At 73.0% G+C, this 13,785-nt stretch carries 11 protein-coding genes and 2 pseudogenes; 8 read left to right on the top strand and 5 right to left on the bottom strand.

Annotated features, from left to right (window positions below; all coding sequences use genetic code 11):
- Positions 1-58: 58 nt before the first annotated feature.
- Positions 59-232: pseudogene (locus JK359_RS23340) on the bottom strand (SAM-dependent methyltransferase); the annotation flags it as partial.
- Between the two features lie 198 nt (positions 233-430).
- Between JK359_RS23340 and corA the strand changes: the two are divergent.
- Positions 431-1,558, top strand: a complete 1,128-nt coding sequence (gene corA, locus JK359_RS23335; RefSeq protein ID WP_201838907.1) for a magnesium/cobalt transporter CorA — start codon at positions 431-433, stop codon at positions 1,556-1,558.
- Positions 1,559-1,615: 57 nt separating this feature from the next.
- On the opposite strand, the gene JK359_RS23330 is transcribed toward corA, so the two are convergent.
- Positions 1,616-2,248: a nucleoside/nucleotide kinase family protein gene (locus tag JK359_RS23330; protein WP_201838905.1), complete on the bottom strand. Its 633-nt coding sequence runs from the start codon at positions 2,246-2,248 to the stop codon at positions 1,616-1,618.
- A 303-nt stretch (positions 2,249-2,551) separates the two neighbouring features.
- Between JK359_RS23330 and JK359_RS23325 the strand changes: the two genes are divergently transcribed.
- The 3 genes from JK359_RS23325 (at position 2,552) to JK359_RS23315 (ending at position 5,905) form a co-directional block, all read left to right on the top strand.
- Positions 2,552-3,247, top strand: a complete 696-nt coding sequence (locus JK359_RS23325) for a DUF2293 domain-containing protein (RefSeq protein ID WP_201838903.1) — start codon at positions 2,552-2,554, stop codon at positions 3,245-3,247.
- A gap of 321 nt (positions 3,248-3,568) precedes the next feature.
- Entirely contained in the window at positions 3,569-4,048 is a 480-nt protein-coding gene (locus tag JK359_RS23320) for an anthrone oxygenase family protein (RefSeq protein ID WP_201839061.1), read from the top strand.
- A 369-nt stretch (positions 4,049-4,417) separates the two neighbouring features.
- The gene (locus tag JK359_RS23315) at positions 4,418-5,905 is read left to right on the top strand and encodes a glutamate synthase subunit beta (protein ID WP_201838902.1); all 1,488 of its coding nucleotides are present in this window, start codon (positions 4,418-4,420) and stop codon (positions 5,903-5,905) included.
- 54 nt (positions 5,906-5,959) lie between these two features.
- Here JK359_RS23315 and JK359_RS23310 read toward each other — a convergent pair whose 3' ends face one another.
- Positions 5,960-6,481 carry a carboxymuconolactone decarboxylase family protein gene (locus tag JK359_RS23310; RefSeq protein ID WP_236678280.1) on the bottom strand — a complete coding sequence of 174 codons (522 nt, stop codon included), beginning with the start codon at positions 6,479-6,481 and terminating at the stop codon, positions 5,960-5,962.
- 47 nt (positions 6,482-6,528) lie between these two features.
- On the opposite strand from JK359_RS23310, the gene pdxR reads away from it, so the two are divergent.
- Complete coding sequence (gene pdxR, locus JK359_RS23305; protein ID WP_201838900.1) at positions 6,529-7,968, top strand: MocR-like pyridoxine biosynthesis transcription factor PdxR; 1,440 nt, start codon at positions 6,529-6,531, stop codon at positions 7,966-7,968.
- A gap of 605 nt (positions 7,969-8,573) precedes the next feature.
- Here the strand turns inward: pdxR and JK359_RS23300 are convergent.
- Entirely contained in the window at positions 8,574-8,828 is a 255-nt protein-coding gene (locus JK359_RS23300) for a DUF397 domain-containing protein (RefSeq protein ID WP_030348027.1), read from the bottom strand.
- Positions 8,829-9,689: a Sco1979 family transcriptional regulator gene (locus tag JK359_RS23295; RefSeq protein WP_201838898.1), complete on the bottom strand. Its 861-nt coding sequence runs from the start codon at positions 9,687-9,689 to the stop codon at positions 8,829-8,831.
- A 216-nt stretch (positions 9,690-9,905) separates the two neighbouring features.
- On the opposite strand from JK359_RS23295, the pseudogene JK359_RS23290 reads away from it, so the two are divergent.
- From JK359_RS23290 to JK359_RS23280, 3 genes and pseudogenes are all read left to right on the top strand, one after another.
- Positions 9,906-10,544 (top strand): annotated as a pseudogene (locus JK359_RS23290) (ATP-binding protein); the annotation flags it as partial.
- Positions 10,545-10,852: 308 nt separating this feature from the next.
- Positions 10,853-11,254, top strand: coding sequence for a hypothetical protein (locus JK359_RS23285; protein WP_201839057.1), 402 nt, complete (start codon positions 10,853-10,855; stop codon positions 11,252-11,254).
- Between the two features lie 276 nt (positions 11,255-11,530).
- The gene (locus tag JK359_RS23280) at positions 11,531-13,675 is read left to right on the top strand and encodes an ABC transporter ATP-binding protein (protein ID WP_201838896.1); all 2,145 of its coding nucleotides are present in this window, start codon (positions 11,531-11,533) and stop codon (positions 13,673-13,675) included.
- The last annotated feature ends 110 nt before the right edge of the window (positions 13,676-13,785 follow it).

Below are 13,785 nucleotides of genomic sequence, written 5' to 3'. Positions count from 1 at the left end.
CCGTTGTGTTCAGCCGCTGCGCGCGTCGGTGTGTTCAGCCACTGCGCACGTCGGTGTACTCGGCCTCCATTCCGTGCAGCCCGGCTTCCCGCAGCAGGCGCGGGAGTTTGCGGCCGTGGGAGAGGTTGGCGCCGCGGTCGGCGAGCAGCGTGCGGAAGCCCTGGCGCAGCCGGTTGGCGAGGCGCTGTCCGGGGCCGTATTCGTCGGGGCAGGCCAAGGGTCGGAGTGCGGGGGGGGGGGACGGAGTGCGGGGTCGGCGTAGCATCCCGCTCACCCGGCTCGCCCGGTTCGACGGCCGCTTCGTCCACAGGCGGGAACCAAGCGGAACCCCCTGCTCCCACAGGCTTGCCCGCACTTCGCCGGGGACTGGCAGACTTGCCGGGCGAGGCGCGAGAGCGTTGTGCGAGGGGATCCACGCGAGGAGATCCAGATGTCCATGGCAGGGAATCTGCGGAAGGTCACGGAGCTGAGCCGGGTCGGCGGCCTGCGCACGGTGGCGCGGCTGGCCCGGCGTCGGCGACGCGTGGACCTGAGTCATCCCGCCAGGTCACCGCTGGGCTCGTCCGTGGTGAAGTGCGTGACGTACCAGGACGGTGTGCGTGTGCCGGGGTGCGGTGACCTGGTGGACGCCGTCCGGCTGGTGCGCAAGAGCGGTGAGGGCTTCGTCTGGCTGGGGCTGCACGAACCGACGGACCTGGAATTCGCCGGCATCGCCGAACTGTTCGACCTGCATCCCCTGGCGGTGGAGGACGCGGTCGAGGCCCATCAGCGCCCGAAGCTGGAGCACTACGGGGACACGCTCTTCGCGGTGTTCAAGACAGTGTGTTACGTGGAGCACGAGCAGCTCACGGCGACCAGCGAAGTGGTGGACACCGGCGAGATCATGGTGTTCGTCGGGCAGGACTTCGTCATCACCGTGCGACACGGGCGCCACGGCTCCCTGGGCCCGCTGCGCGAGGAGTTGGAGGCGCACCCGCACCAGCTCGCCAAAGGACCGGCGGCAGTACTGCATGCGATCGCGGACCACGTCGTCGACGACTACCTGAACGTCACGGACGCGGTGCAGGCCGACATCGATCAGGTGGAGACGGACGTGTTCTCGGAGAACAGCGCCCGGCTCGACCCGGGCCGCATCTACCAGATGAAGCGCGAACTTCTGGAGCTGAAGCGGGCGGTGGTACCGCTGGGCCGCCCGGTGGAGGATCTGGCCACCCGGCCCATACGGGTCGTCGCCCCGGAGATACAGGCCTATTTCCGGGATGTGCTCGACCATCTGATCCGCGCCAAGGAACAGATCGCCGCGTTCGACGAACTGCTCAACTCCATTCTGCAGGCGCACCTGGCGCAGGTGACCGTCGCGCAGAACGAGGACATGCGCAAGATCACGGCCTGGGCCGCGGTGATCGCCGTGCCGACGATGGTGTGCGGGGTGTACGGCATGAACTTCGACCACATGCCGGAGTTGCACTGGCGGTTCGGCTATCCGTTGATCATGGCCGTGATGGCGGGGGCGTGTCTGGCGCTGTACCGGGGTTTCCGGCGCAACGGCTGGCTGTGAGCGGCGAGGGCGCCGGCGGATCAGACCGAGAGGACACGACGGACCAGGCGTCCGGGTTCAACCGTTCCAGGCGGGGTGGCGCGGGTCGTCGGCACGCACCAGGACGTCCGCCGTGCCGGCAGGGTCGGTCTCGGCCTCGTAGCGCTCGAAGGCGGGAAGGGTCCAGTGGTCGGCCTCGGGGGTGCGGCGACGCAGGGCACCCGGCGAGAGGAGGAGGTGCACGGCCAGGTCGAAGGGGAACCAGTGGCGCAGCAGGAGGGGGCCGTGGAACAACAGGATTCCGCGGGGCGGCAATTGGACGTAGGGGCTGCGGGTGGCGCGGTCCGAGACCGGATCCCACAGGTCGGGCAGGATCCGTCCGCTGCCGCCGGGGTCGAGCGGGCCGAAGACCTCGCGCCAGAGGGCGCCGGTGTCGAACCAGCCGCTGTAGTACGACTCCGCGTCCCGTCGCCCGTGCTCCAGACGCAGAGAGGCGGGGCGCAGGAAGCCTTCGGCGCCGACCACGAGCGAGGGCCGGCCACGCACCCGCAGTGCCTCCCCGACGCGGGCGGCGAGGTCTCCGGGGCGGGCGGCCGGGGCTCCGTCGAAGCCGACACGCGGCCACGTCGCACCGTCGGCCGGTGCCAGTCCGGCCAGCCGGTCGGCAAGCTGCTCGGCGAGCCGGTCCCAGGTGATCGCTTCGAGTCGCACACGGCCCATGATGCCGGGTGGCCCGGCGCAGCGACGCGGGCGCCCGGGCGGAGACGGCGTCGGGCCGTCGGGACGGGAGCGGCGCGAGGCCGGTGAGGGCGGGCGCGAGGCCGGTGAGGGCGGGCGCGAGGCCGGTGAGGGCGGGCGCGAGGCCGGTGAGGGCGGGCGCGAGGCCGGTGAGGGCGGCAAGGGGAAGAGCCGGCGCGGGCGGGGAAGGGGGAGAAGCTGGTGTGGGTGGGGGTAGGGGACAAGCTGGCGTGAGTGGGGGTGGGAGACGGGGCGGCGGCGGGGAAAGTACCGCGTATGGCGCTTCCCGCAACTCCCCACTCCCCCGGCCGACTTGTCGTCATCCAGCCGCTGAAACAGAAGCGGTGTGCACGCTGCCGGCGCGGGCCGCTGTCGCTGCTGGTACTGGAGGAGGGCGCCCCGCATTGCCTGCACTGTGCGGACCTCGGTCACCTGGTGTTCCTGCCGCGCGGGGACACGGCCCTGACCCGCAGGTCGCGGGAGGAAAGCTCGCTGTCGGCGGTGGTGGTGCGGTTCAACCGGCGCAAGAGCCGCTACGAACGTCAGGGCGTGCTCGTGGAGGAGGCCGCGCTCGCCCGGGCCGAGGCCCGCTGTCTGGCGGACGCGGAGGCGCGGCGCCGGCGGCGGGCGCGGGACGCGCGGCGCAGGGCGGAGGAGGACGAGCGGTTCGCGGCAGCGTTCGCGGCCGAGATCGTCCGGCTGTTCCCAGGGTGCCCGGCCGACCGGGCCCGGGCGATCGCGGCCCACGCCTCGGTGCGCGGCAGCGGGCGGGTCGGGCGCAGCGCGGCCGGGCGGGCGCTGACCGAGGGGGCGGTGATCTCGGCGGTCGTGGCGGGCGTGCGGCATGTGGACACGCCGTACGACCAGCTCCTGATGCGCGGGGTACCGCGGCATGAGGCCCGGCGCCGGATCGCGCCGGCCGTGGAGAGCGTGCTGCGGGCGTGGCAGGCGGCCGGGGAAGACGCCGGCTGAGAGGGAGAACGGCCGTCATCGGCCGAGGCGGAGCGCGAGGGCTTCCGGGAGGGGGCGAAGGACGCAGGACGGCCGCCGTCGGCCGAGGGGGGGCGGCGCGGGCTTCCGCAACGGGCGAAGGACGCAGGACGGCCGTCATCGGCCCATACCAGGTGACGCGGGCTTCCGGGAGGGGCGAAGTACGCAGGACGGCGGCCGTGGGCCGAGGCGGGGCGGCGCGGGCTCGGGTGACGGCCGGTATCTGCGGTCGGTCTTTTACTGGGAGTGAAGCTGATGCTGACGCCGGGCACGGCCCGGGCCGAGTGGGATGGGGGCGTGGAGATGATCGAGGGGCCGTTCTTCGTACTGGTCCTGGCGGGGATCCTGGGGACCGGGCTGGTAGCCGGTGTCTTCTGCGGATTCTCGACCTTCGTGATGCGGGGGCTCGCTGCGCTGCCGCCCGCGCAGGGTGTCGCGGCGATGAACGCGATCAACGTCGCCGCGGTGCGGCCTGCCTTCATGGCCGTGTTCATGGGATCGGCGGTGCTGAGTGTCATGATCGCGGTGGTGACGTTCGTGGTGTGGCCGGACCAGGGCAAGGTGGAGCTGCTGACCGGCAGTGCGCTGTACCTGTTCGGCTCGTTCGGGCTGACGATCATCGCGAACGTGCCCCGCAACGACCGGCTGGCCAAGCTCACCGCGGGTGCGCCGGAGGCCGCCGTGTACTGGCCGGTGTACGTGCGCGAGTGGACCTACTGGAACCACGTCCGGACCGTGGCCTCCGCCGCGGCGGCCCTCGTCTACATACTGGCCCTCACCTGATTCCGCCCATGGCAACCCCCTGAATCGCGCCCAGGGTGACTCCCCTGACTTCCGCCCGCGTGGCCGTCTGACCTCCGCCCGCGTGGCCGTCTGACTTCCGCCCGCGTGGCCCCCTGACCACCGCTTCGCTGAGCCCTGACCTCCGCCTCTGGTGATCCCCTACCACCGCCGTCAGCGATCCGGGGCTTCCTCCTTCGCTGATCACGGCCTGCCCCCGGCCGGTCACTGAGGAACCCCCGGCAGAAAGCGCTGTCCGCCGCTCTGCGGGGCCGTCGGCCCGGACGTATCGTGGCCGAAAGAGTGCCGCTCGATGACGCACGGCCCGCCGTACATCCGGCGCCCTGGGTGCCCGTACGCGAGGAGACGCCCATGGCCGATCCCAAGGGGTTCATGACCACGCCGCGCCAGGAGTGGCCGCGGCGGCCCGTCGAGGAACGGGTGCGGGACTGGGACGAGGTGTACGTCCCGCGAGCGCTGCTGCCCATCATCAGCAAGCAGGCCGACCGCTGCATGGACTGCGGCATTCCGTTCTGCCACCAGGCCTGCCCGCTGGGCAATCTCATCCCCGAGTGGAACGACCTCGTCTCGCGGGAGGACTGGCGGGCGGCGAGCGACCGGTTGCACGCCACCAACAACTTTCCCGAGTTCACCGGGCGGTTGTGTCCGGCGCCGTGCGAGGCGGGGTGTGTGCTGGCGATCAACCAGCCGGCGGTCACCATCAAGAACGTCGAGTGCGCGATCGCGGACCGGGCGTGGGAGGAAGGTTTCACCCCGGCCCGGCCACCCGACCGGCTGTCCGGCAGGACGGTCGCCGTCATCGGTTCCGGGCCCACCGGGCTCGCCGCGGCGCAGCAGCTGACCCGGGCGGGGCACACGGTGGCCGTGTACGAGAAGGACGACCGGATCGGCGGGCTGATGCGGTACGGCATCCCCGCGTTCAAGATGGAGAAGCACCACCTGGAGCGGCGGATCGAGCAGATGCGGGCCGAGGGGACGAAGTTCCGTACGTCGACGGCGGTGGGGCGGGACGTACCGGCGGCGGAACTGCGGACCCGGTACGACGCGGTGGTGATCGCCACGGGAGCGACGGCGTGGCGGGAACTTCCCGTACCGGGCCGGGAGTTGAAAGGGATACACCAGGCCATGCAGTATCTGCCGCTGGCCAATCGGGTGTGTGAGGGGGATCTGGAGGTATCGCCGCTTTCGGCTGCCGGCAAGCATGTCGTGATCATCGGCGGTGGAGACACCGGGGCGGACTGTCTGGGGACCGCGGTGCGCGAGGGGGCCGCGTCCGTGAGCCAGCTGGACATCTACGCGCAGCCGGGGGCGGAGCGCGACGAGGACACCGAGCCGTGGCCGACGTACCCGAAGATCTACCGGCTGTCGGCCGCGCACGAGGAGGCGCGGGACCTGGGTACGGCACCGGAGGCGGACGCGGACGCCCGGCTGTTCGCGGCCTCCACACTGCACTTCACGGGGGACGAGACGGGACGGGTGCGGTCGCTGCATCTCGTCGAGGTCGACGCGCGGCGGCAGACGGTGCCGGGCACCGGGCGGACGCTCCCGGCCGACCACGTGCTGCTCGCCCTCGGCTTCTCCGGACCCGACCAGGAGGACGGGCTGATCGAGCAACTGGGCCTTGCGCTGGCGCCGCGCGGGACGATCGCCCGGGACGACGGCTTCGCGACCAACGTTCCCGGGGTCTTCGCCGCCGGGGACGCGGCGCGCGGGCAGTCGCTCATCGTGTGGGCGATCGCGGAGGGGCGGGCGGTCGCGGCGGCGGTCGACCGTTATCTGACCGGCACCTCCCGCCTGCCGTCCCCGATCAGGCCCACGGACCGGCCGATGGTGGTCTGAGCCGGCCGCCACACACGCTCGGCCCGCCTGCCTCGGCCGGGGACGCAGGCGGTGTCAGCCGGTGCGCTCGTCCGTGCCGGCCACCTTGCCGGTCGCCAGGGCGACCCGGTTCCACGTGTTGATGGTGAGGATCAGGGCGAGGACGTGGGCCAGTTCCTGCTCGTCGAACTGGGCGGCGGCCTCGGCGTAGACGGCGTCGGGGACGCCGCCGTCGGCCACCAGGGTCACCGCCTCCGTCAGGGCGAGGGCGGCCTGCTCCTTGGGGGTGAAGAAGTGCCGGGCCTCACGCCAGACGGCGACCAAGTGGAGCCGGTCCTCGCTCTCACCGGCCTTGCGGGCGTCGTTGGTGTGCATGTGCAGGCAGTAGGCGCAGTGGTTGAGGTGCGAGGCGCGGATCTGGATCAGTTCGACGAGTGCGGGGTCGATGCCCTGACGTGCGGCGGCGTCGAGGCCGATGATCGCGCGGAAGACCTTCGGCGCGGCCTTCGCGAAGTCCAGGCGGGTGCGGGCGGCCTCGGCGGCGGCGATTCCGGTGGTGGGGTCGAGCGTCGGCGCGGCAGTCGTGTTCGTCGTCATGCGGATCACTCTATGGCCGCGAAAGACCGGCTGTAGGGTGCATTTCCATGACGGAATCATGGGTCAATTCCGCGGAGCGGATCGGTGCCGATCTGCATGTGGAGCTGTCCGGGCCGGGCGGGCGCCGGGCCGCGTTGACCGGAGCCCTGCGCGAGGCCGTGCGCAGTGGGCGGCTGGCGCCGGGCACCCGGCTGCCGCCGTACCGTTCGCTCGCCGCCGACCTGGGCGTCGCCCGCAACACGGTCGCGGACGCGTACGCGGAGCTGGTCGCCGAAGGCTGGCTGACCGCGCGGCAGGGATCGGGGACCCAGGTCGCCGAGCGGGCCGAGCCGCTGCGGTCCGCCGTACGGAGCCCCGTGAAGATGCCTCCACGCGCGCGTGGGGCCCGGCACGACCTGCGGCAGGGCACGCCGGACGCGTCGGCGTTCCCGCGCGCGGCCTGGGCGGCCTCGTACCGCCGGGCGCTGCAGGCGGCGCCCAGCGAGGCGTTCGGGCCCGGTGACCCCGCCGGGCGCCGGGAGCTGCGGGAGGCGCTGACGGAGTACCTGGCACGCGCGCGCGGGGTGCGTACCGAGCCGGACCGGATCGTGATCTGCTCGGGCTTCGCGCACGCGCTGCGGCTCCTCTTCAGCCGTGGCGCACCGGCGGGTCCGACGGCCGGCGGGGTGCTGCGCGGACCGCTCGGCGTGGAGGCGTACGGGCTCGGCTTCCACCGGGAACTGCTCGCGGCGGCCGGCGTCCGCACCGTACCGCTGCCGCTGGACGAGCACGGTGCGCAGGTGGCGGCGCTCGGGCGGGAGCGGGCCGTGCTGCTCACGCCCGCGCACCAGTTCCCGACCGGCGGCCCGCTGCACCCTGAGCGCCGGGCTGCGGTGATCGACTGGGCTCGCGCGGGTGGGACGGTGGTGCTGGAGGACGACTACGACGGCGAGTTCCGGTACGACCGGCGCCCCGTGGGTGCGCTGCAGGGGCTGGACCCCGACCGGGTCATCCACATCGGGTCGGTCAGCAAGAGCCTGTCACCGGCACTGCGGCTGGGCTGGATGGTGCTGCCGCAGCGGTACGTGGAGCCGGTGCTGGCGGCGAAGGGCGAGCAGGAGGCGTGGGCGAGCGTGCTGGACCAGCTCGCGCTGGCGGACTTCGTGTCCTGCGGGTCGTACGACCGTCATGTGCGGCGGATGCGGCAGCGTTACCGGCGTCGGCGTGACCGGCTCGTCGACGCGCTCGGCGTGCACGCTCCGCACGTAGAGGTGACCGGCATCTCGGCCGGGCTGCACGCGGTCCTCCGGCTGCCGCCCGGCACGGAGCGGTCGGCGGTGCAGGCCGCCACGTGGCAGGGCATCGCCCTGGACGGCCTCGCCGCGTTCCGGCACCCGGAGAGCCCGATGACGGCGGGCGACGGCTTGGTGGTGGGGTACGCGACCCCGTCCGAGCACGCCTACGGGGCGGCGCTGGAGGCGCTGTGCGGGGTGCTGCCGCCGGAGTGACCGGCCCGCGACGGGGTTCAGAGATCGGGGATCGGCGGCGGCGACGTGACACCCGCGTGCCGGTGGCCGGTGTCGAACCGGCCGCCGGCATTGACCTGCCGACCGGAGTGGGGCCGGTCGGCCGGGGGGTAGCGAGTACCGGCGACGAAGGATCCGCTGCCTGCGCACCTGAACCGCCACCACCGTAGGTGCGGTACGCGCGCCGCGCAGCCGAATTACGCGTGCCCCATGCGCCACGCCCATGCGCCAGCCCCTTAGGCGCGCCTCTTACGCACCCCGCACGCCCGCCTCGTACGAGCGCGTCCCGAACGACAGAGCCGCGCGACGGGATTCAGGGGGATGCCGGAGTCCGGCAGGACAGCGGGGAAGGGGCGACCGGGGGACGGCCGAGAAAGGGGCGGCCGGGGAGGGGCGGCCGGGGAAGGGACGGCTGCGAAAGGGACGGCCGGCCGGGGATCCCGAGGTCAGGCTCTGCGGGGGTCCTGCTGGGCCGGGCGGGATCCGGCCGGGTCCCGCCCGGCCATACGGAACCCGGTGGGCGCCGGGTGCGTTCAACGGTCAAACCGGGGTCACGATCAGGAGGTGCGTGAGAAACAACAACTGGTTCAGGACAGGAGAAAGTCGGCCTCCCCCGCCTTGGCGCCCTCGATGAACGCGGTCATCTCGTCCATGGTGTAGATCAGCGCGGGCCCGTCCGGGTCGGTCGACTGGCGTACGGCGATGCGGCCGTCGGCCAGCTTCATCGCCTCCAGGCAGTTTCCGCCGTTGCCGCCGCTCCAGGGCTTGTGCCAGCCCTCGCTGCCCAACTCCCGCGCGGGCATGCCGTTGTAGACGCGGCCGCGCGGCTTGATGCGATCCATTCACAGCTCCTTGCGGAGATCCCGGAGGATCTCCTTCGTGCGTTGTGCCGTAGCGGCCTGCGCCGCCATGCGGTCCATGACCTCCAGATGGGTCGCCACCTCCGTGCGCGCGTCCAGGTAGACGGCGCCGGTCAGGTACTCGCTGTAGACCATGTCCGGCAGTTCTGGCACGGCGAACCGGAACAGCACGAAGGGCCCGTACGTCCCCGGGTGCGGCCCGTTGGCGAACGGGGCCACCTGGAGCGTCACTTGGGGCAGCTTCGTGGCCTCGAGCAACTTGTCGATCTGCGCACGCATCACCTCCGGCCCGCCGACCGGGCGGCGCAGGGCCGTCTCGTCCATCACCGCCCAGAAACGGGGGGCGTCGGCCCGGGTGAGCAGATCCTGGCGTCGCATGCGCAGCGCCACGTGCCGCTCGATCTCGTCGGGGCTCGTCTGGCCGATGGCCCCGGACTTGAGGACCGCGCGCGCGTAGTCCTCGGTCTGCAGCAGGCCGGGGACGAAGTGCGGCTCGTAGGAGCGGATGAGGCTGGCCGCGCCCTCCAGGCTCACGTACATCGAGAACCAGCCGGGGAGGATGTCGTGGAAGCGCTGCCACCAGCCCGGTCTGTTGGCCTCTTCGGCGAGCTGGACGAAGAGGTCGGCCTCGTCGTCGGGTACGCCGTAGGCCTTCAGCAGCAGTTGCAGGTAGGGGATTTTGAGGGCGACCTCTGCCATCTCCATGCGGCGGACGGTGGCGGGGGCGACGCGGAGCACACGGGCGGCCTCCTCGCGCTTCAGTCCGGCGCGTTCCCGCAGGTCCAGCAGGCGTCGGCCGAGGACCACCTGACCCACCGTCGGCGCGGACCGCGGTTCGCTCACGCTCCCACCTCCACCGAAAGCCTCCACGGAAAGATTCTGAACAGCCCTACGGCGCCATTCGAAGGTTCATTCGAAGATCGGGCCGGATCTCCGACGACTCCAATTGGCGCCGCGCGGGGTGCTGTTGCGAGCAGTGTGCCACGCCCTCTGACCGAGTCACACAGCACTCTGCAATTTTCAGAGTGACTCTTGCCAAGTGTCCGTGGCGGGGAGATAGTGGCAGGCGTGATTCCGTCCGTGCCCTTAGGAACAGACGCCGCCGCAGACCGGTCCGGTCTCGGTGCCGCGGCCGGTGCGACCCCCCGGTGGGGCGCTGCCGAGCGCAGGTTCCGCTTCGAGCTGGCCGCACATCCGGGTTCCGTCGCCCAGGCGAGACGCCTGACGCATGCCCGACTGTCCGGGTGGTCGGTGTGCGCGGACACCTGCGACAACGCGGTTCTGGTCATATCCGAGCTGGTCACCAATGCGATCGTGCACACGGCGAGCAGCCGTGTCCTGTGCGAGCTGCACGATCACGACGGCATGGTGCGCCTAGCCGTACGCGACGAGGGCTGTGCTCCTGGCGAACCTCACCCGTCCCCGCAGCGACCCGATGAGGAGCACGGGAGGGGGTTGCTTCTCGTCGACGCGCTGTGCCGGGCCTGGGGCGCCCAGGAGCACGGCCCCGGCCTGCTGGTCTGGGCGGAACTGCCCCGCCGGACCGACACGGCCGACGACACTGCCGAGCCGCGCGGCGACCTGGGCTGGGGCGCCCGCCCCAAGCCGGGCCGCCCGGACGACACCGGCGACGACCATGCCGAGGCCAGCGGGCGGGAGCCGGAACGGCACGGCGAGAACGTGCCGGCGCCGCGCCGCAACCGCACCGCCGGTCAGCCCCCGCACCGGACGCCCGAGCAGCATCGGCACGGAACGCCTCCGCGCCCACACCCGCTCCCGCACCCGCATCCGGGACCGCAGCCCCATCACGGACCCCACCGGCATGCGGCAACCGACCGGCCGCCGCATCACGGCCCCGAGCACCACACCCCTGAGCAGCACCGCCGCGGGGAGCGGCCGTGACGGGCCTCGGCGGCCCCGCCGGGCCCGGTCGCACCGGCACCGGCACCGGTACCGGGGGCGGTGCGGACACCGGCGACCACCGCCCGGGCGGCCACGACCATGCCATCGGCCTGGACACCCTCGTGCGCCTGCAGCGCCGTCGGCCCGCCGCGGGCCCGCCGGCGCACCGGCTCCAGCTGCCGGAGGGCATGACCGCGCCGCTCGGCTGTGACGCCGTGGCCGTGCCCGATCGTCTCGGCCCGCTGGTGGTGCCGCGGCTGCCCCGCCTGGGATGCGTGTACACCGACGGGTCCCACTGGTGGTGGATCGTTCCGTCGGACTCCGACTACGCCCTGCCCTGGCCGTCCCCGGCCCACTACGCGACCGGTGCCCTGGTCACCGGCACGGCCCGCCTCATCCACCGCCCCCAGGGCACGGTCCCGTACACCCCGCCGATCCCGCTCTACCTGGCCCTGTGCCGGGTGACGGGCACGGCACCGGACTGGTCGCGGGCCGTGCCGGCGTGATCGCCGTACCCACCGCTGCCTGAAACCCCGCCGACCCGCGCTCGGAAGCACGGACACCCGGCGAGCACGGCCACCTCCGGGCCGAGCCGGGCAGAACCGCACCGAAACTGCCGTACGGGCCCGCTGCACGGCGCGAGCGGGGCGGGTTTCGCACCCGTCCCGGTGTCCCCCGCACCCCGCGCTTCCTCTGCGCCCCCTCGTATCTGCCCTCGCGCCCTGCCCAGCCGCCGCCCCGGCCGCGATAGTGGCCCTTCCGTCGGGGTGCGGGAGGTCGCGGTGGGGAAGAGGCCGGAGGCGGTCGAATCCGCGGTGTCGGATTCGGAGCGGCTGCTGTTCGGGGGGCCGCTGCGGTACGACACGGGCTGGAGCGAGCACGCGGACGCCTTCCTGCAGCTCGGCTTCCGGGCGATGACGACCCGGCTGCCCGGCATGCTGGCGTCCAGTCTCCGGCTGGCCCGGCAGGCCGACGCCCGGGCCACCCGGCTGGTGCTGGCCGCCGAGCTGGGCCGGGGCCTGGCCCAGGCGGTGAGCCTGCTGGCCGTGAACGACGCCCTCGGCAAGCTGCTCACCGGCCCGGACATCACCCAGCGGCTGCGCTCGGCCGCCCCCGCCCTCGTCGTGATGGCCGCCGTGATGCTGGTGTCCGCGCTGCTGCGGGCGGCGTCGACCTACGCCACCGGACGGCTGGAGCCGAAGGTGGAGCGGGTGGCGACCGAGCTGTACCTGGAGCGGGCGGCCAACGTGGAGCTGGCCGCGATCGAGGACCACGCCTTCCACAAGCTGCTGGACACGGCCCAGTACGGTGCCCGGTCCGCCCGGCACATGATCGGCTACGGCACCCGGGTGATCAACTCGATGATCTCCCTGGTCGCCGCGGCGGGCGTGCTCACCGTGCTGCATCCGGCGCTGCTGCCGCTGCTGGTCACCATGACCCTGCCCAGTGCCTGGAGCGCGCTGGTCAACGCGCGGCGCCGCTACGAGTCGTTCCACACGTGGGTGCAGCACGCCCGGGCCGGCCAGCTGCTCGGCAGCCTGCTCACCGAGCCGGCCGCCGCCCCCGAGATCCGGGTGCACGGGGTGGCGCCGTTCCTGCTGCGCCACTTCCGGTCCATGGCCGAGACCGCGGAGGCGGAACAGGCCCGGCTGTCCCGGCTGGCCGCCCGGACCGGGCTCATCGCCGCGGCCTGGACGGGTCTGGCGACGCTCGCGACGTACGCGACGCTCGGCGCGCTGCTGCTGGCCGGTGCGATGGCCCTGTCGGTGGCCGGCACGTCGGTGATCGCCATCCGTACGGGTGCGGCGAGTCTGGACGCGCTGGTGCTGGACATCAACGAGCTGCACGAGGAGGCCCTCTTCGTCGGCGACCTGGAGCGGCTGTACGTCGCGGCGGCCGAGCGGGCCATTCCGGCGGGCGGGGAACCGCTGCCGGAGAACCCGCAGGAGATCCGCTTCGAGAACGTCACCTTCAGCTACCCGCGTGACCCCGGCCCCGGCCCTGGCCCCGGCCCCGGCGAGGCCCATGAGCCGCATGAGGCAGGTGAGACCCGTGAGGCCTACGAGACCCCGGAAACACCTCCCGGCCCCACGCCCGCGCATGGCTCCGGGTCCGCACCCGCTCCCACGCCCGCGCCCGTCCCCCCGCCCGGGTCCGGCCGGACACCCGCACCCGCCCCCACGCCCGACATCGCCCGCCCGGCCCTCGATGACGTCACCCTCGCCCTCCCGCTCGGCCGGATCATCGCGCTCGTCGGGGAGAACGGCTCGGGCAAGACCACGCTGGTCAAGCTACTGGCGGGCCTGTACACGCCGGACCGGGGGCGGATCCTGTGGGACGGTGTGGACGCCGCGCGAGCCGACCGGCGACTGCTCGCCGAGCGCATCGCGATGGTGGCCCAGGACTTCAAGCGGTGGCCGTTCACCGCCCGGGTGAACGTGGCCGTCGGCCGGTCCGCCGCGCCGATGACCGAGGAGCGGATGGCCGCGTCGATCGCCGAGGCGGGCGCCGATGCGGTGGTCGCGGATCTGCCGCGCGGCCTGGACACCCTGCTGGCGCGGAACTTCAGCGGCGGACACGAGCTGTCCGGCGGGCAGTGGCAGCGGCTCGGCATCGCCCGGGCGGCCTACCGGCGCGGGAGCATCCTGATCGTCGACGAGCCTACGGCGGCGCTGGACGCGCGGGCCGAGCTGGAGGTGTTCGAGAAGATCCGGGCGCTGGCGGGCAAGGGGCAGACGGTCGTACTGATCACCCACCGGCTGGCCTCGGTGCGCCACGCCGATCTGGTGCATGTGCTGGAACACGGACGCCTGGTGGAGTCCGGCACCCCGGAGGAGCTGCTGGCCAGGGGTGGCGTCTACGCCGAGCTGTACAGCCTTCAGGCGGAGCAGTTCACGGCACGGTTACCGGCCCAGAAACCGGTCTGAGCCGCATCCGCCCGACTCGAGGACGCCCCGGCGCGAGGGCGCCCGGGCGCGCTCCTCAGCCCGAGGACGCCCCCGGCGCGATGCCCGGCGCGAGGACGTGCCCGTTTACT

The sequence above is a fragment of the Streptomyces actinomycinicus genome (assembly GCF_016741775.1).
In the GTDB taxonomy this organism is placed as follows: domain Bacteria; phylum Actinomycetota; class Actinomycetes; order Streptomycetales; family Streptomycetaceae; genus Streptomyces; species Streptomyces actinomycinicus.
This window is presented reverse-complemented; position numbering and strand designations above follow the sequence as displayed.

Excerpts from the sequence above, each read along its gene's own strand:
- pdxR (WP_201838900.1), top strand. The coding sequence starts at position 6,529 with ATGACGGAATCATGGGTCAATTCCGCGGAGCGGATCGGTGCCGATCTG.
- JK359_RS23300 (WP_030348027.1), bottom strand. The coding sequence starts at position 8,828 with ATGGATCGCATCAAGCCGCGCGGCCGCGTCTACAACGGCATGCCCGCG.
- corA (WP_201838907.1), top strand. The coding sequence starts at position 431 with ATGTCCATGGCAGGGAATCTGCGGAAGGTCACGGAGCTGAGCCGGGTC.
- JK359_RS23310 (WP_236678280.1), bottom strand. The coding sequence starts at position 6,481 with ATGACGACGAACACGACTGCCGCGCCGACGCTCGACCCCACCACCGGA.
- JK359_RS23315 (WP_201838902.1), top strand. The coding sequence starts at position 4,418 with ATGGCCGATCCCAAGGGGTTCATGACCACGCCGCGCCAGGAGTGGCCG.
- JK359_RS23320 (WP_201839061.1), top strand. The coding sequence starts at position 3,569 with ATGATCGAGGGGCCGTTCTTCGTACTGGTCCTGGCGGGGATCCTGGGG.
- JK359_RS23325 (WP_201838903.1), top strand. The coding sequence starts at position 2,552 with ATGGCGCTTCCCGCAACTCCCCACTCCCCCGGCCGACTTGTCGTCATC.